Below are 23961 nucleotides of genomic sequence, written 5' to 3' on the forward strand. Positions count from 1 at the left end.
ACCACCCCGCCGGCCCGTCAGGACGGGCGGACCGGCCTCACGACAACGTGCCCGCCGAGACCCTCAGGTCCTGCACCGCGGTCGTCGCCGCCCGCAGCACGGCGCGCAGCGCGTCGACCGTGAGCCTCGTCTCCAGGCCGGGACCACCCGGGGGGACCTGCTCGGGCGTCCGAGGCACGTGCACGAACCCCGCACGGATCGAGGGGTCCGAGCGCAGGGCGTGCATGAGCGTGAAGAACGTCGCGTTGCACACGTAGGTGCCCGCGCTGAGCGAGACCTCCGCCGGGACCCCCACGGCTCGCACCGCGGCGACGCAGTCCTTCACCGGCAGCGTCGCCCAGTGTGCGGCCGGCGCACCGGGCACGACCGGGACGTCGACCGGCGCCGCACCGTCGACGTCGGCGATCCGCGCGTCCACCAGGTTGACCGCGACCCGCTCCAGGCCCACCGCCCCACGTCCCCCGGCCTCACCGACGCACACCACGACGTCCGGCCGCACGTCGACCAGGGCTGCCTCGAGGACGGTCGGCGCGCGACGGAAGGAGACGGGCAGCTCCCGCACGTGCAGCTCGGCGCCCTCGGCCACCGCGTCCCAGCTCTCCGCGAGCCCGTGCACGGCACGCCACGACGCGTTCACCGACTGCCCCTCGAAGGCACCGAAGCCGGTCAGCAGCACCCGGGTCACGGAACCTCCGCCGCGAGCTCGTCCGCACGCTCCGAGCGAAGCCGCTCCCACAGCTGGTCCACCTGCGCCCGCAGGTCGTCGTCCGAACCCTCGCCGTCGAGCACGACGTCCGCGACCGCGAGCCGCTGCTCGTCGGTGGCCTGCGCGGCCACCCGCGCCTCGGCCTGCTCACGCGCCATGCCGCGCAGCCGCACGAGCCTCTCGACCCGCAGGACCGCGGGCGCCTGCACGACGACCAGCACGTGGAACGTGTCGGCCTGCCCCGTCTCGACCAGCAGCGGGATGTCGTGCACGACCACGGCCCCCTTGTCGAGCGCCGCGGCGGCGGCCTCACGTTCGGCGGCCAGCCGACGCACGATCGGGTGCACGACCGCGTTCAGCCGTGCCCGGCGCTCCGGGTCGGCGAAGACCACGTCCGCCAGCGCCGCCCGGTCGAGATCGCCCTCGGCCGTCAGCACACCGGGGCCGAACTCCTCGACGACCTGCTCGAGCCCCGGCGAGCCCGCAGCCACCGCCTCGCGCGCGAGCGCGTCGCTGTCGACGACCACCGCCCCCAGCTCGGTCAGACGTCGGGCCGCGACGGACTTGCCTGCCGCGATCCCCCCGGTCAACCCGATCCGTTGCATCTGACCATCCTGCCCGAGGACGCCGCCCGGCGCAGAGGTCCGGGCCGCACGACGCCCGCATCTCCGGGGACGCCGACGGGCCGGCCACCCCGGAGGGTGACCGGCCCGTCGAAGGAACCGGGCGGGGCGTCAGCCCCGCGAGGTCAGTTGCCCGTGAGCTTCTCGCGCAGAGCGGCGAGCGCCTCGTCGGACGCGAGGGTGCCGGTGGCCTCCTCGGTCGAGGACGAGTAGGTCGACGGCACGGCGCCGCCGCCACCGCCGCCACCGGTCGACGCGTCGCCAGCAGCCTCGGCGTCCGCCTTCGCGGCGTCGGCGACCTGCTTGCGGTGCGCCTCCCAGCGCTCGTGCGCCTTGGCGTACTCCGCCTCCCACGCCTCACGCTGCGTCTCGAAGCCCTCGAGCCACTCGTTCGTCGTCGGGTCGAAGCCCTCGGGGTACTTGTAGTTGCCGGCCTCGTCGTACTCCGCCGCCATGCCGTACAGCGCGGGGTCGAAGTCCTCGCTGGCCGGGTCGAAGCCCTCGTTCGCCTGCTTGAGCGACAGCGAGATGCGGCGACGCTCCAGGTCGATGTCGATGACCTTGACGAAGACGTCGTCGCCGACCTGGACGACCTGCTCCGGGATCTCGACGTGGCGCACGGCCAGCTCCGAGATGTGCACCAGGCCCTCGATGCCGTCCTCGACGCGCACGAACGCACCGAAGGGGACGAGCTTGGTGACCTTGCCGGGGACGACCTGGCCGATGGCGTGCGTCCGGGCGAAGGCCTGCCACGGGTCCTCCTGCGTCGCCTTCAGCGACAGGGAGACACGCTCGCGGTCGAAGTCGACGTCGAGGACCTCGACGGTGACCTCCTGGCCGACCTCGACGACCTCGGACGGGTGGTCGATGTGCTTCCAGGACAGCTCGGAGACGTGCACGAGGCCGTCCACGCCGCCCAGGTCGACGAACGCACCGAAGTTGACGATCGAGGACACGACACCGGGCCGGACCTGGCCCTTCTGCAGCGTCTGCAGGAAGGTCGAGCGGACCTCCGACTGCGTCTGCTCGAGCCAGGCACGGCGCGACAGGACCACGTTGTTGCGGTTCTTGTCGAGCTCGATGATCTTGGCCTCGATCTCCTTGCCGACGTACGGCTGGAGGTCGCGCACACGACGCATCTCGACGAGCGAGGCGGGCAGGAAGCCGCGCAGACCGATGTCGAGGATGAGGCCGCCCTTGACGACCTCGATGACGGTGCCGGTGACGACGCCGTCCTCCTCCTTGATCTTCTCGATCGTGCCCCACGCGCGCTCGTACTGCGCACGCTTCTTCGACAGGATCAGCCGGCCTTCCTTGTCCTCCTTCTGGAGGACGAGGGCCTCGACCGCGTCGCCGACCTTGACGACCTCACCGGGGTCCACGTCGTGCTTGATGGACAGCTCACGGGAGGGGATGACGCCCTCGGTCTTGTAGCCGATGTCGAGAAGGACCTCGTCGCGGTCGACCTTGACGATGGTGCCCTCGACGATGTCGCCATCGTTGAAGTACTTGATGGTGGCGTCGACGGCAGCGAGGAAGTCCTCGGCCGAGCCGATGTCGTTGACCGCGACCTGCGGGCTTGCGGGCTTCGCGGGGGTGGAGATGCTCATGTAGGGATGGGCTCCGATACGGACAGGAAGTTGTGCGGACAGAGGGGTACGTGCCGGACGGCACGGGGAACTGCTGGTTGCGGTGCGATGTACGCCAAGACGTGCGCATGAAGGCGCGCGGCACCGCCGTCCACCCTATCGGTGGGACGTGGGGTGGTCAAAGGCCCGAGGGCCCTCGACCGGAGAAGGCACGGCGGCGGCCGTCGCCACCAGGACGAGCAGTCGCCGCCGTACCGGAGGAACCGGTCAGGCGAGCGCCCGCGCCACGTCCAGCAGGCTCGCGGGCACGTGCTTGACCTTGCCGGCGACCTCGCTCAGCGGGACCAGCACGACCTCCTCGCCACGCAGCGCGGTCATCACGTTCGACTCGCCGCGCGTGATCGCGTCGATCGCCGCGACGCCGAACCGCGAGCCGAGGATCCGGTCCGTGGGCGTGGGGACGCCGCCACGCTGCGTGTGGCCCAGGACCGTGACACGCGTGTCGAACCCGGTCCGCGCCTCGATCTCGGCCTTGAGCCGCTCACCGATCGCACCCGCGACGATCTCGCCGAACTTGCCGACCTGCGTCTCGTAGTGCATCGCCGTGCCCTCCGCGGGCACCGCGCCCTCGGCCACGACGACGATCGAGAAGCTCGCGTGCGCACGGTGACGGTGCTTGAGGAAGCGGACGACCTTCTCGATGTCGAAGGGGTCCTCGGGCGCCAGCACGAGCTCGGCGCCGCCCGCGATGCCGGCGGTCACCGCGATCCAGCCCGCGGTACGACCCATGACCTCGACGATCATCACGCGGTTGTGCGACTCGGCGGTCGTGTGGATCCGGTCGACGGCCTCGGTCGCGATGGACACCGCGGAGTCGAAGCCGATCGAGCGGTCGGTGCCCCACACGTCGTTGTCGATCGTCTTGGGGATCGCGACGATCTTCACGCCCGCCTCGGCGACCTTCGACGCCGCGTGCAGCGTGCCGTCACCGCCGATGCAGATCAGCGCCTCGATCCGCTCCGCCTCGAGCGTGGCCATGACCGCGTCCAGGCCACCGTCCGAGGAGTGGGGGTGGTACCGCGCGGTGCCCAGGAGCGTCCCGCCCACCGACAGCACGTTGCGGATGTGGCCGCGGGTCAGGGGCTGGACGTCACCGTCCACGACCCCGCGCCAACCGTTGCGGAAGCCGACGATCGAGTGGCCGTGCTCCCCTTCGCCTCGCTTGACGACCGCTCGGATCGCGGCGTTCAGGCCCGGGACGTCGCCGCCACCGGTCAGCAGTCCGACTCGCACGCTGGGCACTCCTTCGACACCGGGACCCACGGGTCCCGCTTCAGGGCTTCATCAGGGGGAACGGAGCGCGTCCTCGGGCATCCGTGCCGTCAGCCTATCGAGCGACACGTGCCTCGCTCGTGCCTTCGGTCCCAGGCGGCCCGGCGCGTCGCGCGTCGACGTCGGCGTGGCGCTCTCCGGCAGACTGCGGGCATGAGCTCGCCGACTCCCTCACCCCACCGGCCCGCCACCACGACGCCCCCCGCCTCACCCGCCGGCTCGGCCGTCGACCCGTCTACGGAGCCGTCCGTCGAGCCGCGCGACGACGGCGTCGACGACGATCAGGACGCGCTCGAGGAGGCCGGCTACCGCGAGGTGCCGGACGCCGACGGCGGCCGGGCCGGACGGGGATGGTGGGACGCCAACGCCGAGGAGTACCTGGCCGAGCACGGCGACTTCCTCGGCGCGGCGGACCTGTGCTGGTGCCCCGAGGGTCTGCGGGAGGCCGACGCGCACCTGCTCGGCGACGTCGTCGGGGCACGGGTGCTCGAGATCGGTGCAGGCGCCGCGCAGTGCTCGCGATGGCTCGCCGGCCAGGGGGCGCACGCCGTCGCGACCGACGTGTCCGGCGGCATGCTGGCCGCGGGACGACGGCTGGACACCGCCGCGGGGACCAGCACGGCGCTCGTCCAGGCGGACGCCCGTGCGCTGCCGTTCGCGGACGCCTCGTTCGACGTGGCGTTCACGGCCTACGGGGCGATCCCCTTCGTGCCCGACGCCGCCCGCGTGCACGCCGAGGTCGCCCGCGTGCTGCGGCCGGGCGGTCGTTGGGTGTTCGCGGTGACGCACCCCGTGCGCTGGGCCTTCCCCGACGACCCGGGCGAGGGCGGGCTGACGGCGACCCGCTCGTACTTCGACCGGCGCCCCTACGTGGAGATCGGCCGCTCGGGGAAGGTGCTCTACGCCGAGTACCACCGGACGCTCGGTGACCACGTCGCCGAGCTCGTCGGCGCCGGGTTCGTGCTGGACCGGCTCGTGGAGCCCACGTGGCCCGAGGGTCACGAACGCACGTGGGGCGGCTGGGGCCCGGTGCGCGGTGCGCGGCTGCCGGGAACCGCGATCTTCGTGACCCACCTGCCCCCGGGCGAACGAGGTCAGTGACCGGCCTCGTGCCAGCTGCCGCCCACCCCCACCGAGACGTCCAACGGCACGTCGAACCCGCCCGGGACCCGGTCCCCCGCGGCGCCCATCTGCTCGCGGACCAGCGCCTCGACCTCCTCGCGCTCACCCGGTGCCACCTCGAGCACGAGCTCGTCGTGCACCTGCAGGAGCAGGCGTGAGCCCAGTGCCCGCCGGGTCAGCTCGCGGTCGACACCGAGCATCGCGACCTTGATGAGGTCGGCCGCGCTGCCCTGGATCGGCGCGTTCAGCGCCATCCGCTCGGCGACCTCGCGTCGCTGGCGGTTGTCACTGGTCAGGTCCGGCAGGTAGCGACGGCGTCCGAGGATCGTCGCCGTCCAACCGGTCGCCCGGGCGACGTCGACGACGCCCGTGAGGTAGTCGCGCACGCCGCCGAAGCGCTCGAAGTAGTCGGCCATGAGGGCCGAGGCCTCGCCGACCTCGACCGAGAGCTGCTGGGACAGGCCGTAGGACGACAGGCCGTACGCCAGGCCGTAGCTCATCGCCTTGATCTTCGAGCGCATCGCGGGCGTGACCTCGTCGGTCGGGACGCCGAACACGCGTGACCCGACATAGCTGTGCAGGTCCTCACCGGAACGGAACGCGGCGATCAGGCCCTCGTCACCGGACAGGTGGGCCATGATCCGCATCTCGATCTGCGAGTAGTCGGCGGTGAGCAGCGTCTCGTGCCGGGTCCCCACGACGAACGCCCGACGGATCTGCCGACCGGCCTCGGTGCGGATCGGGATGTTCTGCAGGTTGGGGTCGGTCGACGACAGCCGGCCCGTCGCCGCGATCGTCTGCTGGAACGTCGTGTGGATCCGCCCGTCCGCACCGACGGACCTCAGGAGCCCTTCGACCGTCTGCCGGAGCCGGATCGCGTCGCGGTGCGCCAGCAGGTGCTCGAGGAACGGGTGCTGCGTCCGGGCGAACAGGTCGGTCAGCGCTGCGGCGTCGGTGGTGTAGCCGGTCTTGATCTTCTTCGTCCGGGGCATGCCCAGCTGGTCGAACAGGACCTCCTGGAGCTGCTTCGGCGACCCGAGGTTCACCTCGCGCCCGATCACCGCGTACGCCTCGGCGGCGGCGCCCTGGACGGCCGCGTCGAAGGTCCGTTCGAGCCCCGACAGGTAGTCGCCGTCGATCGCGATGCCGGTCCGCTCCATCCGGGCCAGGACGTCGACGAGCGGCAGCTCGAGCTCGTCGAGCAGGCCGCCGGCACCCCGGTCCGCCAGCTCGCCGGCGAGCACCTCGGACAGGTCACGCACGGCCGCCGCGCGCTCACCGGCACGACGGGCCTCGTCCGTCCCTCCGAGGTCGAGGTCGAGCGAGCCCTGGGCCGCCGAGGCGTCGTCGGCCCCGAGCTCACGGTGCAGGTAACCGATCGCGAGGTCGGCCAGGTCGTAGGCGCGGCGGTCCGGCTGGCACAGGTAGGCGGCCAGCTCGGTGTCGAAGGTGACGCCGGCCAGCGGAAGCCCGCGGCCCGCGAGCGCGTGCCAGGCCGCCTTGGAGGCGTGCACGACCTTGGGCGCGTCCGCATCCGCGAGCCACGCGGCGAGCGCCTGCTCGTCGGCTGTCGTGATGTCCGCGAGGTCGTAGGCGACAGCCTGGCCGTCGCCGTCCGCGAGCGCCACGCCCCAGGCGTCTCCTGCGGCGGGCGCGCCGGTGCCGCGCACGTCGAGCGCGAGCGGGGTCCGGGCGCGTGCCGCCAGCCAGCCCGCGAGCCCGCCCGGCGCCAGCTCCACGAGGTCGAGCGGTGCCGCCTGGGTCTGGGTCGAGGCATCCGCGCCGTCGTCGGGCAGCATCGCGAAGAGCCGGTCGCGCAGCGTACGGAACTCGAGCTCGTCGAGCAGGGTGTGCAGCGCCGGGCGGTCCCAGGGCTGCACGGCGAGGTCGGCGGGCCCGAGCGGCAGGTCGAGGTCGTCCACGAGGCGGTTGAGCTCACGGTTGAGGGCCACCTGGTCGAGGTGGGCGCGCAGCGACTCGCCGGCCTTGCCCGGCACCTGCTCCGCCGAGGCGAGCACGCCCTCGAGGCCGCCGTAGGCGGTGATCCACTTCGCTGCGGTCTTGGGCCCGACGCCGGGGACGCCGGGGAGGTTGTCGCTCGTCTCCCCCACGAGCGCCGCGAGGTCGGGGTAGCGCTCGGGGCCCACCCCGTAGCGCGCCTCGACCGCGGCGGGGGTCATGCGTGCCAGCTCGGAGACGCCCTTGACCGGGTAGAGGACCGTCACGTCCTCGTTGACGAGCTGGAGGGCGTCGCGGTCGCCCGTGCAGACGAGGACCTCCATGCCCTGCGCGCGGGCCTGCGCGGCGAGCGTGGCGAGGATGTCGTCGGCCTCGAAGTTTGGCTTGTCGAGGACGGCCACGTGCATGGTCTCCAGCAGCTGCCGGATGATCGGCACCTGCCCCTTGAAGGGCTCGGGCGAGGCGTCCCGGGTGCCCTTGTACTCGGGGTAGCGCTCGGTCCGGAACGTGGTCCGGGCCAGGTCGAAGGCGACCGCGACGTGCGTGGGTGCCTCGTCGCGCAGCAGGTTGGCGAGCATCGAGGTGAAGCCGAACACGGCGTTGGTCGGCTGGCCCGTGGAGCTGGCGAACTTCTCGACCGGGAGGGCGAAGAAGGCCCGGTAGGCCATCGAGTGCCCGTCCACCAGGAGCAGCCGCGGGCGGGTCGTGGGGGTGCCTGCTGGCAGCGCGTCGCTCACGGGTGCCAACCTATCTGCCATGGCCGACACCCCCGCACCGTCCGCTGCCCCCTCGGACCCGCTCGCCGGCGCGGGCCTGACGTTGCCCGGCACGACCGGAACGCTGATGGAACGGATGGGCATCACGTTCGTCGAGGTCGGTGCGCGACGGACCGTGGCGACCATGCCCGTGGCGGGCAACACCCAGCCCTTCGGCGTGCTGCACGGCGGTGCGTCGGCGGCGCTCGCCGAGACGGTCGGCTCGTACGCCGCGCAGGTCCATGCGGGGCCGGGGCGTCTGGCGATGGGGATCGAGCTCAACGCGACGCACCACCGCTCGGTGCGTGAGGGCGTCGTGACCGGTACGGCGACGGCGCTGCACCTGGGTTCGACGTTGGCGAGCTACCAGGTGGTGGTCGAGGACTCCGGCGGCCGGCTGCTCTGCACGGCCAGGCTGACCTGCATGCTGGTCGACGCACGGACCTGAGCGAGGGCCCCGGTCGAGACGGGGACGCCGGCTGCGCGGGTCTGCCGGCGGCGCGCGATCAGGTCCTCCAGGCCGCGCGCCGCGCGGCGGCCTGACGTCCCGGCACCCTCGTGCGCCAGACGCCGCTGCAACGCCGAGGTCGTGACCACCCGGTGCGCGGCGACCGGGGCGAACCCCAACCGGGCCAGGAACCGGTGCATGCCGCGGGCGCCCGGCAGCGGGGCTGCGTACACCTCGGTCGCGCCGCCCGTGCCGGCCACCTCGAGCGCACCGGTGAGCAGCGCGTGGCCCAGCCCTCGTCGACGGGCGTCGGGCACGACGTAGACGGCCTCGAGGTTGAAGCTCGTCACGTCCGTGAACGGCCCCGGGCCCACGAGCCGGCCGATGAGCAGGCCCGCCGGGACGTCGTCGAGCCGTGCGAGCAGCACCTGCCCGCCGGGGACCGCCAGGAGGGCGCCGATCTGGCCGCGCAGGCGCACCCCGTCGTCCGTGCACAGCTGCGCCCCGACGGCCGACTCCTCGCGTGCGGCCAGGCACAGCGCGACCAGGTCGTCCAGGTCCTCGGGACGGGCGGGGCGGACGTCGACACCAGGGCGCACGGCTGACAGGCCTCCAGACGGACGGAAGGGATCCGATGGTCAGGCGACGCCTCTGCCCTGCGGCGGTGCCGACGACGATCATGTCTCACCCCGGTGACCGCTGCCTAGTCCTGGACCCGGACGAACCTGAGCGGCGCCCGCGAGAGCCGGACCACGCCGCGCACATGGTCGAAACCAGAAGGACACAAAGCCTCCCTATGGTCCTGCCACCCGGTGGGCGACGCCCGGCCGGCGAGCGCCGTCGACCATCGACGGCCGCGACTCCCGACTGACGGACGGAGGTCCCAGGTGCGATCTGTCGCCACCCTGGACCGCACGACCCCCCGGCGACGCCGCGCGGTCCTGGCGGCAGCCGCTGCGCTGCTCGCCCTCGCGTGCACGCTGACGGTCCTGCTCGCTCCCCCGGCGCACGCCGCCACGACCACCTGCACGGCCGACGGGTCCACCGGTTGCATCAACGGCACGATCCGGACGGCGGCGGGAGACCCTGCGGTCGGGGTCCGCCTCGACGTGGCCGGTGCCGGCACGACGACGAGCGCCACGTCGGACGCCGAGGGCCGCTGGTCGGCCGCGGTGACCGCGGCCGGTGAGTACACGGTCACGCTGGACGTCACGACACTCCCCGCGGGCGAGGAGCTGCGCGACCCGGCAGGCAACCCGCGGACGGTCACGGTGAGCCTCGGCGCCTCGGCGGGGGCGCTGTTCCCGCTGGGCGCACCGACGGCTGACGCGACCTCCCCCACGGCGGGTGCCACCGACGCACCGACGGACGCGCCCGGCGACACCTCCGCGCCTGCCGAGACCGGGACCTCGGTGTCCTGGACCCGCGTGTGGCAGCAGGCGTCGAACGGGCTCGTGTTCGGCGTGCTGCTCGCCCTGGCCTCGGTCGGGCTCTCGCTCATCTACGGCACCACCGGGCTGAGCAACTTCGCGCACGGCGAGCAGGTCACGCTCGGCGGGATCCTGGCCTACATCGGCTGCCAGACGCTCGGGCTGCCGCTCGTCGTCTCGGGCGTGCTCGCGGTGGCGCTCGGTGCGGCGAGCGGCTGGCTGCAGGACGCCGGGCTCTGGCACAAGCTGCGCAAGCGGCGCGTCGGGGCCACCCAGCAGATGATCGTGACGATCGGCCTGTCGATGGCCCTGCAGTACACGTTCCAGTTCTTCTTCGGCGCCGGGGCGCTGCGCATCGTCACCGCCAACCCGGTGACGGTCACGATCGGTTCGGTGCGGATCAGCCAGACGTCGCTGTGGTCGCTGCTGATCGCGGTCGTCGTGCTCGCCGCGGTGGCCTACTTCCTGCTCGGCACCCGGGTCGGGCGGGCCACCCGCGCCGTGTCGGACAACCCGGCGCTCGCCGCCGCGTCCGGCATCAGCGTCGAGGGCATCATCCGGCTCGTCTGGACGATCGGGGCCGGGCTCGCGGCGCTCGGCGGCGTCCTCATGGGCCTCTACCTCAACGCCACGGGCTGGAACATGGGCGGGGCGCTGCTGCTGCTCATGTTCGCCGCGGTGACGCTCGGCGGCCTCGGTCAGGCGTTCGGGGCCCTCGCCGGCTCGATCGTCATCGGTCTCGTCGTCGAGATGTCCAACCTCGTCATCCCCAGCGACATGCGGTACGCCGGTGCGCTGCTCATCCTCATCCTCGTGCTGCTCTTCCGACCCCAGGGGATCCTGGGTCGGGCCGAGCGGATCGGCTAAGGGAGCGTCATGGACTGGTCCGGCATCCTCACCAACGCCGCGGGCGAGATCTTCGCCCCGACGACCGCCGCCTACGCGCTCGCCGCGGTCGGCCTCAACGTGCACTTCGGGCTCACCGGCCTGATGAACATGGGGCAGGCTGGCTTCCTGCTCATCGGTGCGTACGGCTTCGCCATCGCCACGATCGCCGGCTGGCCGCTGTGGGCAGCGGTCCTCGTGGCCATCGCGGCCGCCGTCGTGTTCGCCGTCATGCTGGGCATCCCGACGCTGAAGCTGCGGGGCGACTACCTGGCGATCGTCACGATCGCCGCGGCGGAGATCGTCCGCCTCGTCGGTCGTTCGACGGCGCTGACCGAGCTCACCGGCGCCTCGTCCGGCCTGCGCGGCAACGAGTACAAGGACACCTTCCAGGCGCTGTCGCCCTTCCCCGACACGACGCTCGCGATCGGGCCGTTCGAGTACTCGACGAACATGTCGAACTCGTGGTGGGTGCGCCTGGTCGGCTGGGGGGTCGTCGCGCTCGCCTGCCTCTTCGTCTGGCTGCTGCTGCGCTCACCGTGGGGCCGGGTGCTCAAGGGCATCCGCGAGGACGAGGACGCCGTGCGCTCGCTCGGCAAGAACGTCTACTCCTACAAGATGCAGTCGCTCGTGCTCGGCGGGGTGTTCGGCGCACTGGCGGGCATCATCTACGTCCTGCCCCGGGCCGTGCAGCCCGACTCGATGGGACGCCCGATGACGTTCTTCATCTGGACGATCCTGCTGCTGGGCGGTGCCGCGACCGTGTTCGGGCCCGTGCTCGGGTCGATCATCTTCTGGGTCGCGCTCATGCTCATCAAGTCGGTCCTGCGAGCCGGCGTCCCCGAGTCGATCATGCGGACCGAGCAGATCGAGCAGTTCGGCTGGATCGTCGTCGGCGTCACGCTCATGCTCCTCGTGATCTTCCGACCACAGGGGATCCTCGGCGACAAGAAGGAGCTGGCGATCGATGTCCGCTGAGCCCACTCCCACCCCCACCCGTGGCGCCGCCACCACGACCAACGGCCGGGACCGGGTCAAGGCCGACCTCGCCTTCGTCGAGCACCGGCCCGGGGTCCCCAAGCCCGACGCGATCGTCGTCGCCGACGACGTCACCCGGCACTTCGGTGGTATGACGGCCGTCGACGTCGAGCACCTCGAGGTGCAGCGCGGGGCGATCACCGCGCTCATCGGTCCCAACGGTGCCGGCAAGACGACGCTGTTCAACCTGCTCACCGGTTTCGACAAGCCGAGCACGGGCCGGTGGACGTTCGAGGAGCGTTCGCTGTCCGGGGTCCCTGCGGCGAAGGTCGCCCGCTCGGGCATGGTGCGCACGTTCCAGCTGACGAAGGCGCTCAGCCGCATGACCGTCATCGAGAACATGCGCCTGGGTGCCACCGGCCAGCCCGGGGAGAACATCGTCAAGGCGCTCGTGCCGCCGCTGTGGCGGGCGCGGGAGCGGGAGATCACCGAGCAGGCCGAGGAGCTCCTCGCCCGGTTCAAGCTCGACACCAAGCGCGACGACTACGCGGGCAGCCTGTCGGGCGGTCAGCGCAAGCTCCTCGAGATGGCCCGCGCGCTGATGAGCAAGCCGACCATGGTGATGCTGGACGAGCCGATGGCCGGGGTGAACCCGGCGCTGACGCAGTCGCTGCTGGGGCACATCCAGGCGCTGCGCGACGACGGCACCACGGTGCTGTTCGTCGAGCACGACATGCACATGGTCCGGCACATCTCCGACTGGGTCGTGGTGATGGCCGAGGGCCGCATCGTGGCGGAGGGACCGCCGGAGTCGGTCATGCAGGACCAGGCCGTCGTCGACGCGTACCTGGGCAAGCACCACGACACCGACCTGGGCGACGACAGCCTCCTGGACGACGAGGTCGTCGAGGAGCTCGCGGCCGAGGAGCGGGTCGAGGACGCCGAGCGCGAGGAGAAGCGATGAGCACCACCACCGCGGGCGACGTCGCCGTGCACCGAGGCGCACCCGAGGGCAACCCCCTGCTGGCGGCCACCGACGTGTTCGCCGGCTACCTGCCCGGGGTCGACATCCTCAACGGCTGCAACCTCGTGGTGCACCCCGGTGAGCTGGTCGGCATCATCGGCCCGAACGGCGCCGGCAAATCGACGCTCCTGAAGGCCCTGTTCGGCCTGGTGCGTATCCGGGAGGGGTCCGTGACCCTCAAGGACGAGGACATCACCAACCACCGTGCCGACTCCCTGGTGCGCCGTGGCGTGGGTTTCGTGCCGCAGACGAACAACGTGTTCCCCTCGCTCAGCATCGAGGAGAACCTGCAGATGGGCCTCTACCAGGCGCCCAAGCGGTTCGAGGAGCGGTTCGCGTTCATCGTCGACCTGTTCCCCACGCTGGGCGACCGGCGCAAGCAGCGTGCGGGCTCGCTGTCCGGCGGCGAGCGGCAGATGGTCGCGATGGCCCGCGCGCTCATGATGGACCCGTCCGTGCTGCTGCTGGACGAGCCGTCGGCGGGCCTGTCCCCCGTGCGTCAGGACGAGACGTTCATCCGGACCCGCAAGATCAACAAGGCGGGCGTCTCGGTCGTCATCGTCGAGCAGAACGCCCGTCGGGCGCTGCAGATCTGCGACCGGGCGTACGTGCTCGACCAGGGACGCAATGCCTACTCCGGGCCGGGGCGTGAGCTCATGAACGACCCGAAGGTCATCGAGCTGTACCTGGGCACCCTCGCAGCCGACGTGGAGGCGGCTGCCTCGGCCGCACCGACCGCCGAACCCGAGGCCTGAGCCCTCCGCGACAGGGGCGGACGGCCGCCCCTGTCGCACGGGAGGCGACCCTCTGCCACGATCGGCTGGTGGAGCACGGCACGACGGAGTGGACCGAGAGCTTCGTGACCGTCGAGGGCCACGAGGTCTTCTACCGCGAGAGCGCGGCGGTCCCGGACGCGGTACCGATCGTGCACGTGCACGGCTTCGCGATCTCCGGCACCTACATGATGCCGACCGCGCGCCTGCTGGCCCTCCGGGCGACCAACCTTGTGCCCGACCTGCCCGGCTACGGCCGCAGCGCCCGCTGGGACCACACCCTGGGCATCCCGGCGCTGGCGCACGCCCTGCTGGCCACCCTGGACGCGCTCGGGCTCGACCGGGTCGTGCTCGTCGGCAACTCCATGGGGTGCCCGGTGATCCTCGAGGTCGCGCACGCCGCACCCGAGCGGGTCGACCGCGTGGTCCTCGTCTCGCCCGCCGGCGGGCTGGCCAACCAGCCGTTGACCCGGGCCGTCGGCCAGCTCGCGGTCGACGCGCGCCGCGAGGACCGCCGGATGGCCCGGATCGCCGTCCCGGACTACCTGCAGTTCGGTCCCGTCAACGCCTGGAACCTGTTCGGCGAGCTCACCCGGTTCCCCTCCCTCGAGCGGCTGCTCAAGGTCTCCGTGCCCGCGCTGGCGGTGATCGGCTCCCGCGACCCGCTGATGCCCCCGCCGCACCGCGTGCGCGAGGTCGGGCGCATCGCGCCGGAGCACGTCACGGTGGCCCTCATCGAGGGCGCCGCACACGCGCTCAACTTCTCCCACCCGGGTGAGCTCGCGCACGTGATCACGTCCTGGCTCGACGGCCGTGAGATCGTCGACGACCCCGACGAGCCCGGCTTCACCCGCGTGCTGCAGATCGGCCGGGACTGAACGACGGCCGCCTGCCTTCCGCCCGGGACACGACGAAAGGGCCGGTGCGGGTCACCCGCACCGGCCCCTCGTCAGGGGAGCTGCTCGATCAGCCGACCGAGCCCTCCACGGCCTTCACCCAGACGTTCTTGTTGTCGGCGCCGAACTTGTAGACGCCGATGAACGCCGAGGACGGGTCGTTGTCCGCGTTGAACGGGCCGATGCCCGCCTGACCCTTGTACGTGATGTCCGAACCGTCCTCGAGGAGGGCGACGCAGTCGGCGAACGTGGAGCACTCCTCGCCACCGTCGGCGCCCGAGACGGCCGCCATGTTGGCCTGGATCGTCGTCCCGTCGGTCGCCCCGCCCTTGACCGCCGCGAGGGCGGCCAGGATCGTCGCGTCGTACGACTCCGGCCCGTAGGCGAAGTCGGTCAGCGACGGGTCGACGCCCTTGAGGCGCTCCTGGAACTCATCGCTCGGGAACGCACCCGGGATGGTGCCCTGGGCACCCTCGAGCGTGCCGGCCTCGAAGTCGGCCGAGTAGTCCGCCGTGTTGCCGTCGACCAGGTAGATCGCCGAGGACGGGATGCCCGCCGCGACCAGCTCGGGGATGATCTGCTTGGTCTGCTCGAACGCGATCACCGCGACCGCGTCGGGCTTCGTGGCCACGAGGGCCGTGATGTCCGTCGAGAAGGAGCTGGCGGCCGGGTCGAACTCCTGGCCTGCACCCTTGGCACCGTAGGTGACCGTGGCACCGGCCTCCTCGATGGTCCCCTGGGCGACGTCACGCAGCGACGTGCCGTAGTCGTCGTTGAAGACGAGGAAGCCGACGTTCGCGTGGCCGTCACCGGTGATGAGGTTGCCGAGCGCCGCGCCCTGGACCGTGTCCGGCGGGGCGGTGCGGAAGTAGAACGGCGAGTACCCGGACAGCTTGGTCGCGGTGTTCGCCGGCGAGATCTGCACGATGTTCGCGCCCGTGATGTCGTCGATCACGTTGAGCGTGACGGAGGACGAGGCCGCGCCGATGACGACGGACACGTCCTTCGAGATCAGCTCGGTGGCCGACTGCGTCGCGACCTCAGCGTGGTCGGCATCCGAGGAGTCGGTGTGCTCAGCGGTCACGTCGGCGCCCAGGACGCCTCCGGCCGCGTTGATCTCCTCGATGGCCAGGTCGACGCCGGCGATCTCGGGCGGGCCGAGGAAGGCCAGCGAACCCGTCTGCGGCAGCAACGTGCCGACGATCAGCGGGCTGGACTCGGCGGCGCTGTCCGTCGTCTCGTCGTCCGCGGTGCCCGAGCTGCTGGCGCACGCTGCCAGGGCGAGTGCCGCGGCACCTGCCAGGGCCGCAGCCCTCAGTGCATGTGTCGAACGCATCATCCGTGGTACCCCTCTGTGAGTACTGCGATTCTGCGGAACCGTGCCTACCGGCTCCGAAGTTGGCGCGAACGTACTGAGAGTTTGTGTCCACGATGTGAAGCCCGATGTCTCGTCATATGTCGTTGCCGACTTGTGACACAACGCGAGGACCCGGCCGCCGAGGGGCGACCGGGTCCGTGACCGCGGGGTGGGGTGTGCGAACGAGCTGCGCCTCAGTCCGAGGCGGCACCGACCTGCTCGATGACGGCGTCGGCGACCTCGCGCATCGTCAGGCGCCGGTCCATCGACGTCTTCTGGATCCACCGGAAGGACTCCGGCTCGCTCAGGCCCATCTTCGTCATCAGCAGGCCCTTGGCACGGTCGACGCGCTTGCGCGTCTCGAACCGCTCGGCCAGGTCTGCGACCTCGGACTCCAGGGCCGTGATCTGCGCGTACCGCGAGATCGCGATCTCGACCGCGGGCAGCAGGTCCGCCGGGGAGAACGGCTTGACCACGTAGGCCATCGCGCCGGCGTCCCGCGCCCGCTCGACCAGCTCGGTCTGCGAGAACGCGGTCAGCAGCACGACCGGCGCCAGGTGCGCCTTGCCGATGCGCTCGGCCGCGGAGATGCCGTCCAGCTCGGGCATCTTGACGTCCATGACGACGACGTCCGGCTTGAGCTCGGTGGCCAGCGCCACCGCCGTCTCGCCGTCGCCGGCCTCACCGACCACGTCGAAGCCCGCGTCGCGCAGCGTCTCGACGACGTCCATGCGGATCAGGGCCTCGTCCTCGGCCACGATCGCGCGGCGCGCGGGGCGACCGGACGGGCTCGGAGCGGCAGCGGGGGCGGCAGGGGTGCTGAGGTCGAGCGCAGCGCTCGCCTCGGTGGCGTCAGGTGTCTCGTCAGTGGTCACGTGCACAGAGTAGTCGGCAGGACGGCGGGCCTGGCAGCAACGTCCGCGCGACGCGGATCACGGTGTCGGCGGACCCGGGGGCGGACGGCTTCCTCCCCCGTCGCCCTCTTCGGTCTTCGGCCCACGGCCCGACCCGGGCTATCCTTCTCAGCGGCCCCGATAGCCCAACCGGCAGAGGCGTTCGGCTCAAACCCGATCCAGTGTGGGTTCGAATCCCACTCGGGGCACCCGTCTGACCTGCGGAAACACCCCCTCCTGTCCCCACGGGGGGACAAATCTGTCCCCAGGCGACCCTGTAGATCCGCGAGCTCCAGACCAAGGGCCTGTCGCACAAGACGATCGCCAACGTCCACGGGCTGCTCTCGGCAGGCCATGAACACCGCCGTCCGCCTCTGCTACCGGGCGGACAACCCGTGCGCCGCGGTCCGACTCCCCCGCAACCAACGCGCCGGCGACGACATGGTCGTCCTCGAGCCGGAAGACCTCGACCTCATCCTGGACAACCTGCTCGAGCACTACCGCCCGTTCATCATCACGCTCGTCGGCACCGGCATGCGCTTCGGCGAGGCGACCGCCCTGCACGTCGAAGACCTCTCCCTCGACGCCCACCCGCCGACCATCCGCATCAACAAGGCGTGGAAGCAGGACGGCAACCGGCAACCGTTCATCGGAGCCCCGAAGTCGGCGCGCTCCCGCCGGACCATCTCCCTGTCCCCCGACCTCGCCGACATGCTCCGCAAGCTGACCGCCGGTCGACGCGGAACCGACCTGGTCTTCGTCAACGCCGCCGGGCGACCGATCCGCAACAACACCTTCTGGGCGACGCACTGGACACAGGCGATCGCCAAGGCGCAGAACCCGGTGGACGCGGACGGCGTGCCCGACCCCGACGCGCGCCGACTGATGAAGCGGCCACGGATCCACGACCTGCGGCACACCCACGCGAGCTGGATGCTCGCCGAGGGGATGGACATGTTCACGCTGTCGCGGCGGCTGGGGCACGAGACCTACGCGACGACTGACTCGCGGTATAGCCGCCTGATGCCGGCCCAACAGCTCGTGGCGGCGAGCGTGGCGGCGGCGGCTCTCAGTCGCCTCAGGCCTCGACATCCACTTTAGGAGTTCAATCTTGGTCGGTGGATAACGCGCTGACCTGCGGAAATACACGCTTGCAGTTCGGGAAGTGACATCAATCTGGGGTGGGCGCTGACCACGCGCTGACCACGGGCCTGCTCCGATCCGTGGACCCCCTGCACTCGCTCGCGAGACAACGGGTGCGAGCCGCCCATGACCGGAGCGTTCGCCGAGACCGCCATCACTGACCAAGCCCCCGAACAACCCGGCCCGCGGCGCCTCGCGATGACCTCCCGTGCACCCGTGCCTCAGATAAGGCGGCAGATCTCACCCAGGGCCAAAGCCCGCAGTGATACCGTGCTCGCACCTTGGGAACGATGGGAAGTCGGCTTGAACCACAGCAACTTCGTGCTGAACGGGCGGACTCTCACCGTCTCCGCTGAGTTGCGGCACATCATGAGCGAGCGGCTACCCACCATCGGCCTCGCTACACCTGCAAAGGTGCCGGCCAAGTCGCTGCACGTCTCTAGCGACGAGTACGGGCGTCAGTGCGCACTTACCGTGTTCACCGGTCACGATGCCCCCACAACTGCCGAGCTACGCGGTGCGGCCCGCGTGGCCGCTCTCGTCGAAGGTCAAGGGTTCGCAAGTCTGGTCGACGTCGGATCCGGGTACTGGGAGGACTCGACCGACCCGTCGATGGCCTGGGTTGAGAGATGGGTTCGAGGCCTCCCCCTTGACACGATCCTGACGAAGCGTGCCGACGAGTTCAGTTGCACCCATCTTCAGCGACTAATGGTCGACCTCGCCGAGAGCATGAACGCCCTGAGGGCAATCGGCGCTGTCCATGGCGCAATGAGTTCTCGAAACATAATCCTGTTCCGACCGCAATCCAACTCATTGCACCCTGAGAGTTACTTTACGGTCGTGGACCTTGCCAACGCGCGCGTGCTGTCTGAAGACGAGTTTGCAGACGGGCGCGCCGACGCTATCCGCGTTGAGGAAGATCGCGCAGTCCTGGAGATTTTGGCGCACGCTCACAACACCCTCATTCGTAATGCCGAACTGAGCCGGTCGCAGCAGGGTTGGCTTTGGCAACTCGGCGATTTCCTTGTAGCTGCAAGCCAAGACCTTGAGAGCATGGCGCCGATTGAGCCCAGCACGCTACTCGAGCTCGCGCAGAACCGCTCGCATGCCCATGGGGTGAGCCCGTCTGAATCCAGTCAATTGGGCGATCCATTCGACTACATCAGCGCCGAACACATCGCATCCGATGAACTGCTGTACCGCATCTTCGCCGACTCGTGCCCCTGGATTGACGAGGTCGCTCGCCCCGATCCGAACTTGATCACCGGTCCACGCGGCTGCGGAAAATCCATGATTCTCCGGTGGTTGAGCATCAAGACTCAGCTGGCCGGAGACCCTACCGGTGCCCGCCTCGATGCTCTCCAGGTTGGCGCCTTCTACGTGTCGTGCACCGCGGAGATCCAGAGTCAAGTCGCCGTATTCGATAGCCGCGCAGTTGCACTAGCTGCCGAATCGAAGTTGATCCACTACCTAAACCTCGTGGTGGCCAGAGAGGTCGTCGCCACACTTCAGCAGATGAAGGTGGCGAGTCGCCCTGAATGGGGCATCGACGGGCGCTTCAGCGCCTTTGTCTTCGAATTCATCCGGGAGGAACTCGCCCCGGGCGTCGTTCCGATAGCAGGGATCGACTCGCTGACCCAGGCGTACGACATCGTTGCAGCTCAACTACGCGTGGCACAGGAATACCTCCGCGGCGGCCGACCCCCGACGCGCGTGACGACACCGGACTTCCTGAACGCAATGTCTTCGCTCTTGGCCAGAGAGACGACATTCTTCGCGCAACACCGCGTGACCTTCTGCCTTGATGACTATTCGACGCACCGAGTTCCCGAACCGGTCCAGCAAGTGCTTAATCGAGTGATCTTTGGGCTGCGCAGCGCGAACTACATCTTCAAAATCTCGGCCGAGAACCGAGGCTTCTACCCGTATGACCGCGCCAACGCGCGAATCGACGTCGAACGAGAGATGAAGAGCATCAACTTCGGCGCCGCGTTCGTGTCACTCGGTTCAAGCGAAAGCAGCGGGAAGGCTCTCAAGTTCTCGAGTGACCTATTGGCGAATCGTCTGCGCGCTGCCGGGTGGAAGGGAACGCCCCAGGAACTCCTCGGTGCGACATCGAAGAGCAACGCGCAGTTTGCGCGGGAAGCAAGCGCCGCGGCCCGGGACGAAGGACCGAGGCCCATGTACGCTGGCCTTCCGTGCATTTCCGACCTTTGTTCCGGAGACATGTCAACGTTGCTGCTCGTTTACCGTAGGATATTTGACCTGGGCGACGTCAACCGGGACTCTAGCGCGCTGGTCGCGGAGCGCGTCCAGAACGACGCGATCCGTCTGATCTCCCGCGAGATGCTCCAAGCGATCCGCACCCACGAGCCGCATGGCCAGCGCATGCTTACGATCGCTCAGGAGTTCTGCCGGCTCGCACGATTCGCACTGGAGCACGGTACTGTCGTGGAGCATGGCGAAGCGGTCCCCATGAAGCGAACGCGAATCGAGATTGATGGACTCTCCTTACCCGAACTCGAACTCGGGAATGCCGCAGAGGGCAGTGTCGTAAAGGAGCTTATCCGGCGCGCGATCTTTATCGATTTGGGCCCAGGTGACTCGCGGCATGCGGAGCGAGTTACGACGCGCCTTATGATGAGGCGGATCTATCTCCCGGCATTCCAACTGAGCCTTGCCAAAAACGGTCAATTCGCCTGGCCCGAGAAGCAGTTCTTGCGGTTCCTTCAAGATCCCGCAGGCGTGCGTGTCGCCGAGCAGCGGAAGATCACGCGACCACAGGCGCACGTCGACGCCCTCTTTGACGACGAATCGTTGAGCGGGGGGGACGTGTGATGTCACGCCTAATCCGGCTCACACCAGCGCACATTGTGCAGAGCCTTCCAGAAATGACAAGTCTATCTGACGGGCCCCAGGAGCCCATTGATCTCTTCATTGGCGCGCTCGGATTCGAAGATCGCTGTCCCGCGATAGCCCATCGGTTGATGGAGACCCGTAGCACAGTCAACTCCGCCGTAATCGCGACGTATGACCACAACGCCGTCGAGAACGAGCGTAACCGGCCGCTTCTGGAGGCCGCGCTACGCGCCTCGGGCGCGAGCGTCGCCTGGAGCCGCGTTCGCAACGGGGACTTCCTTGAACTGCTCCGCGTGCGGTTGGGTGACGCGTCTCGGAGCGGTCTGCGCGTCGCACTCGACATCAGTTGCATGCCTTCGGTGCTCATCCTCGCCGTCATGAAGGTCCTGTCTGAGTACTCCGACGCTCGGCTCTCGGTCCTATACGCCGAGGCGGTGAAATATGGCCCGCAACCCGAGGAAGCCGAATTCTACGCCGGTGCATCGAACGACGAGATATCGGTTGGGGTGGACTACGGCGTGGGGAGCATCCGCTATAGCGTCGACTATCAAGGGTCTCACGTGCCGGGGCTGGCCGACTTGGTCGTACTTGTGCCAGGATTTGGGCTAGACCGTGCTCGCGCTGCAATCAGCTACGTGAATCCGGCGTACCTCCTCGACCCCGCTGGACACATCAAGTGGCTTCTCGGCCGTCCACGACGCCCCGAAGACGCCTGGCGCCGCGACGCGCTCGTCAGACTCCACAGTATCGCCGAGGAAGATGTACTGGAATCGGTCGATGACGTCGACTACCGCGCGATGATCGAGGCACTCGACGACGTCTACGAGAGCAGCCGCTTCCGCGCAAATGTTACCGTCGCGCCATTCGGTACGAAGCTTCAGAGCATTGGAGTCGCGATCTATTGCCTCATGCGCTCCGCCCTACGAGTCCTGCTTGTCGAACCTGAGTACTATGACCCAAGGGGCTACAGTTCAGGAATTGGCGACTGTTGGCAGATCGAGTTCGGACGCATGGGCAACCTCACCGGACTGCTTCAGAGCGTTGACCGCCTGGTGGTGCAAAGTGCCGGTTGACGTCGTCACTCCTACGACGTGGGAGGAACTCCAGCACGCGCTACAAACCTTGCCCACCGGGGAGTCGCCGGTGGATGCCAACCAGTTCTGCGTGTTCCGCGGGGTCTCGAACTCATCGTGGACGCTCCAGCACAGTCTTAGCCGCATGGGCGGAGACCTTGGCGCCAAGGAGCGTCGAGTTCTAGACGACTTTCGGGACTTCGCCAACCTTGAACTGAAGGCGCAAGCCGTTGAAGTGGAAAACCCGTGGCAGTTGATGGCTGTGGCACAGCACCACGGCACCCCGACACGACTACTCGATTGGTCGCGGAATCAAGATGTGGCGCTCCATTTTGCGACGTCGGACCGCAGGTCCTGGGGAACGGAAGGGTGCGTGTGGGTGGTAAACCCGCACCTGGTTCACCAGACCCTGCCGGCTCTTCTTAAGCAGGATCTCTGCGGCTCCGGCGAAGCGGCACCCGGACTGATGCGCGAGCGGCAAATGCTCCGGGCGCTTCCAGCCGTAGCGGACCTCGATCGACAAGCGGTCGGCCCGGTCCTGCCTGCCTTCTTCTTCGAGCCTGGCTGGGCTGACGCACGCATAAAGGCGCAGAACGGGTTGTTCTCTGTTGTCGGAGATGTAGCGAGCGACCTGGCCGATGTCTTGGAGACCGTTCCGCGGTGTGCTCGGAGGGTCCACATCGGGCCCGTACTCAAGCTTGAGGTCCGAAGGAAGCTCGATGCATCAGGGCGCGACGAGCGATCCTACTTCCCGGGTTTTGACGGCGTATCGGCTTTTCTCGGCAGAAACCATTGCGAGTGACGTTGCGCCCTTCCCTACTCGAGGGACCAAGCCCGATTCAAGGACTACCCCTGGACATGTCTGGGCGTGCGACATCTTCAGAGCCCCTAGTGGGCCCTGCGGACGAACTTCGCGATCGCGTGCTTTCGCACCTTCGGGGTCAAGGCTTCGCCGTCACGAACGGTCGCCTGTCGCCGCCCGAACTGTCTAGCAAAGGCGCCGTTCGTACACTTCATTCTGAGGCCGTGAGGGAACAGGTAGCTCGGGGCCAGAATACGCTCGCCCGGGAAGAGGATCGATTCCTTGAGCGCATGATTGACGGAGAAGAGCTGCGTCCCCATCTCGTTCAACCCCGACTCGTCCACGTCGATGATCGGCGCTCCTTCGACAGCAGGCTCTGGCGATGGTGTTCTCTGCATTGGTCGATTCCGGTCTCCAGCGGGTATGGACGACGTTTGCGTTTTCTTGTCGTTGATGAGGGACACGGCGATGCCGTCATCGGGCTCATCGGGCTCGGAGACCCGGTGTTTGGGCTCGGAGCACGCGACGAATGGATTGGATGGACCCGTGCGCAGCGGGGAAGGCGCCTGACTAGCGTGATGGACGCCTTCGTGCTTGGCGCACTCCCTCCATACAGCGGGCTTCTTGGCGGAAAGCTCGTGGCACTCCTGGCTGGAAGCCGCGAGATCCAGGAGATCTTTGAGCAGCGATACGGACACCGAACCACACTCATCGAGGAACGGGACCCGGCGGCAAAGCTTGCGGTTGTCACAACTACATCTGCACTCGGACGTTCTTCGATCTACAACCGGTTGCAGCGCCCCGATCGATCGCTCGCAATGCGGCCAGTTGGGTACACCGGGGGTAGCGGAGATTTCCACCTTGGCGGTGAACTCTACGAACTCCTCGCCGAATACGCGCGATCGGTCGACGCGACGCGGGTCACGGGGCATCGGCACGAGCGTTGGGGGCGACCCGGCTTCCGGAATAGGCGCGAGGTCGTCCAAGTTGCACTAGACGCACTCGGTCTAGACTCACGGGCGCTACGCATGCATGGCGTTAAGCGTGAGATCTTCGTGTATGAGACGGCCCAGAACTCGGCGGCATTCCTACGTGGCGAGGATAATTCGCTCGCACCCTACCCGACTTCTTCGGTCTCCGACTTGGCGGAGTGGTGGAAGGGCCGTTGGGCACTACCTCGCTCGCAAGCACAGCGCGAGTGGCAAGCCTTTCGGACGGAGAGTTGGCGACTCTGGAGCACCGCACCCTGAATGGGATCTCATAGCCTTCCGTCTTCGCAATTCGGCTCGCCCCGCTGAGGAACACGGGTCTGCC

At 69.1% G+C, this 23961-nt stretch carries 20 protein-coding genes and 1 tRNA gene; 13 read left to right on the forward strand and 8 right to left on the reverse strand.

The genetic code is table 11. The annotated features are described in order from the left end of the window. Positions 1–37: 37 nt before the first annotated feature. The 4 genes from pcp to BKA22_RS17475 all read right to left on the reverse strand — a co-directional run bounded on the left by pcp (position 38) and on the right by BKA22_RS17475 (position 4211). Positions 38–685, reverse strand: coding sequence for a pyroglutamyl-peptidase I (gene pcp / locus BKA22_RS17460; RefSeq protein WP_146951981.1), 648 nt, complete (start codon positions 683–685; stop codon positions 38–40). After that, the gene (coaE, locus tag BKA22_RS17465) at positions 682–1311 is read right to left on the reverse strand and encodes a dephospho-CoA kinase (protein ID WP_146951982.1); all 630 of its coding nucleotides are present in this window, start codon (positions 1309–1311) and stop codon (positions 682–684) included. The genes pcp and coaE overlap by 4 nt, the downstream gene beginning before the upstream one ends. Before the next feature lie 143 nt (positions 1312–1454). Further along, the gene (gene rpsA, locus BKA22_RS17470; protein ID WP_146951983.1) at positions 1455–2939 is read right to left on the reverse strand and encodes a 30S ribosomal protein S1; all 1485 of its coding nucleotides are present in this window, start codon (positions 2937–2939) and stop codon (positions 1455–1457) included. Between the two features lie 246 nt (positions 2940–3185). Beyond that, positions 3186–4211: a 6-phosphofructokinase gene (locus BKA22_RS17475; protein ID WP_146951984.1), complete on the reverse strand. Its 1026-nt coding sequence runs from the start codon at positions 4209–4211 to the stop codon at positions 3186–3188. A 192-nt stretch (positions 4212–4403) separates the two neighbouring features. Between BKA22_RS17475 and BKA22_RS17480 the strand changes: the two genes are divergently transcribed. Beyond that, on the forward strand, positions 4404–5351 hold the full coding sequence (locus BKA22_RS17480; RefSeq protein ID WP_179561842.1) for a class I SAM-dependent methyltransferase: 948 nt from the start codon (positions 4404–4406) through the stop codon (positions 5349–5351). Here BKA22_RS17480 and polA read toward each other — a convergent pair. Next, positions 5345–8089, reverse strand: coding sequence for a DNA polymerase I (gene polA / locus BKA22_RS17485; protein ID WP_146951985.1), 2745 nt, complete (start codon positions 8087–8089; stop codon positions 5345–5347). The two genes, BKA22_RS17480 and polA, sit on opposite strands and share 7 nt — an antisense overlap. Here polA and BKA22_RS17490 point away from each other — a divergent pair. Then, the gene (locus tag BKA22_RS17490) at positions 8088–8534 is read left to right on the forward strand and encodes a PaaI family thioesterase (RefSeq protein ID WP_146951986.1); all 447 of its coding nucleotides are present in this window, start codon (positions 8088–8090) and stop codon (positions 8532–8534) included. The genes polA and BKA22_RS17490 overlap by 2 nt on opposite strands. Here the strand turns inward: BKA22_RS17490 and BKA22_RS17495 are convergent. Further along, complete coding sequence (locus BKA22_RS17495) at positions 8450–9133, reverse strand: GNAT family N-acetyltransferase (protein ID WP_146951987.1); 684 nt, start codon at positions 9131–9133, stop codon at positions 8450–8452. The two genes, BKA22_RS17490 and BKA22_RS17495, sit on opposite strands and share 85 nt — an antisense overlap. Positions 9134–9421: 288 nt before the next feature. Between BKA22_RS17495 and BKA22_RS17500 the strand changes: the two genes are divergently transcribed. The 5 genes from BKA22_RS17500 to BKA22_RS17520 all read left to right on the forward strand — a co-directional run bounded on the left by BKA22_RS17500 (position 9422) and on the right by BKA22_RS17520 (position 14502). After that, positions 9422–10831 (forward strand): branched-chain amino acid ABC transporter permease, encoded by a 1410-nt coding sequence (locus BKA22_RS17500; RefSeq protein ID WP_146951988.1) that lies wholly within the window; start codon positions 9422–9424, stop codon positions 10829–10831. Positions 10832–10840: 9 nt separating this feature from the next. After that, a complete protein-coding gene (locus BKA22_RS17505; protein ID WP_146951989.1) occupies positions 10841–11827 on the forward strand; it encodes a branched-chain amino acid ABC transporter permease in 987 nt (328 codons plus the stop codon). Then, a complete protein-coding gene (locus tag BKA22_RS17510; RefSeq protein WP_146951990.1) occupies positions 11817–12791 on the forward strand; it encodes an ABC transporter ATP-binding protein in 975 nt (324 codons plus the stop codon). Before BKA22_RS17505 ends, BKA22_RS17510 begins: the two co-directional genes overlap by 11 nt. Beyond that, a complete protein-coding gene (locus BKA22_RS17515) occupies positions 12788–13606 on the forward strand; it encodes an ABC transporter ATP-binding protein (RefSeq protein WP_146951991.1) in 819 nt (272 codons plus the stop codon). Before BKA22_RS17510 ends, BKA22_RS17515 begins: the two co-directional genes overlap by 4 nt. A gap of 68 nt (positions 13607–13674) precedes the next feature. After that, on the forward strand, positions 13675–14502 hold the full coding sequence (locus tag BKA22_RS17520) for an alpha/beta fold hydrolase (RefSeq protein WP_179561843.1): 828 nt from the start codon (positions 13675–13677) through the stop codon (positions 14500–14502). An 88-nt stretch (positions 14503–14590) separates the two neighbouring features. On the opposite strand, the gene BKA22_RS17525 is transcribed toward BKA22_RS17520, so the two are convergent. Further along, entirely contained in the window at positions 14591–15859 is a 1269-nt protein-coding gene (locus tag BKA22_RS17525; protein WP_146951993.1) for an ABC transporter substrate-binding protein, read from the reverse strand. Between the two features lie 212 nt (positions 15860–16071). After that, a complete protein-coding gene (locus BKA22_RS17530) occupies positions 16072–16752 on the reverse strand; it encodes an ANTAR domain-containing response regulator (protein WP_146951994.1) in 681 nt (226 codons plus the stop codon). A 153-nt stretch (positions 16753–16905) separates the two neighbouring features. Here BKA22_RS17530 and BKA22_RS17535 point away from each other — a divergent pair. The 6 genes from BKA22_RS17535 (at position 16906) to BKA22_RS20540 (ending at position 23897) form a co-directional block, all read left to right on the forward strand. Next, positions 16906–16979: transfer RNA gene (locus BKA22_RS17535), tRNA-Leu, on the forward strand. A gap of 145 nt (positions 16980–17124) precedes the next feature. Then, positions 17125–17871, forward strand: a complete 747-nt coding sequence (locus BKA22_RS17540) for a site-specific integrase (protein WP_146951995.1) — start codon at positions 17125–17127, stop codon at positions 17869–17871. Between the two features lie 168 nt (positions 17872–18039). Next, positions 18040–20751 (forward strand): ORC-CDC6 family AAA ATPase, encoded by a 2712-nt coding sequence (locus tag BKA22_RS17545; protein WP_146951996.1) that lies wholly within the window; start codon positions 18040–18042, stop codon positions 20749–20751. 149 nt (positions 20752–20900) lie between these two features. Next, on the forward strand, positions 20901–21845 hold the full coding sequence (locus BKA22_RS17550; protein WP_179561844.1) for a hypothetical protein: 945 nt from the start codon (positions 20901–20903) through the stop codon (positions 21843–21845). A 70-nt stretch (positions 21846–21915) separates the two neighbouring features. Further along, positions 21916–22647: an FRG domain-containing protein gene (locus tag BKA22_RS17555; protein WP_179561845.1), complete on the forward strand. Its 732-nt coding sequence runs from the start codon at positions 21916–21918 to the stop codon at positions 22645–22647. A 56-nt stretch (positions 22648–22703) separates the two neighbouring features. Continuing rightward, positions 22704–23897, forward strand: a complete 1194-nt coding sequence (locus BKA22_RS20540) for a Druantia anti-phage system protein DruA (protein ID WP_146951998.1) — start codon at positions 22704–22706, stop codon at positions 23895–23897. The last annotated feature ends 64 nt before the right edge of the window (positions 23898–23961 follow it).

Origin of the sequence: Cellulomonas soli, assembly GCF_013409305.1 — a bacterium.
GTDB classification, from domain to species: Bacteria; Actinomycetota; Actinomycetes; order Actinomycetales; family Cellulomonadaceae; genus Cellulomonas; species Cellulomonas soli.

Coding starts and splice junctions, on each gene's coding strand:
- coaE (WP_146951982.1), bottom strand. CDS start 1,311: ATGCAACGGATCGGGTTGACCGGGGGGATCGCGGCAGGCAAGTCCGTC.
- rpsA (WP_146951983.1), bottom strand. CDS start 2,939: ATGAGCATCTCCACCCCCGCGAAGCCCGCAAGCCCGCAGGTCGCGGTC.
- BKA22_RS17480 (WP_179561842.1), top strand. CDS start 4,404: ATGAGCTCGCCGACTCCCTCACCCCACCGGCCCGCCACCACGACGCCC.
- BKA22_RS17490 (WP_146951986.1), top strand. CDS start 8,088: ATGGCCGACACCCCCGCACCGTCCGCTGCCCCCTCGGACCCGCTCGCC.
- polA (WP_146951985.1), bottom strand. CDS start 8,089: ATGGCAGATAGGTTGGCACCCGTGAGCGACGCGCTGCCAGCAGGCACC.
- BKA22_RS17505 (WP_146951989.1), top strand. CDS start 10,841: ATGGACTGGTCCGGCATCCTCACCAACGCCGCGGGCGAGATCTTCGCC.
- BKA22_RS17510 (WP_146951990.1), top strand. CDS start 11,817: ATGTCCGCTGAGCCCACTCCCACCCCCACCCGTGGCGCCGCCACCACG.
- BKA22_RS17515 (WP_146951991.1), top strand. CDS start 12,788: ATGAGCACCACCACCGCGGGCGACGTCGCCGTGCACCGAGGCGCACCC.
- BKA22_RS17525 (WP_146951993.1), bottom strand. CDS start 15,859: ATGATGCGTTCGACACATGCACTGAGGGCTGCGGCCCTGGCAGGTGCC.
- BKA22_RS17540 (WP_146951995.1), top strand. CDS start 17,125: ATGAACACCGCCGTCCGCCTCTGCTACCGGGCGGACAACCCGTGCGCC.
- BKA22_RS17545 (WP_146951996.1), top strand. CDS start 18,040: ATGACCGGAGCGTTCGCCGAGACCGCCATCACTGACCAAGCCCCCGAA.
- BKA22_RS17550 (WP_179561844.1), top strand. CDS start 20,901: ATGGAGACCCGTAGCACAGTCAACTCCGCCGTAATCGCGACGTATGAC.
- BKA22_RS20540 (WP_146951998.1), top strand. CDS start 22,704: ATGTCTGGGCGTGCGACATCTTCAGAGCCCCTAGTGGGCCCTGCGGAC.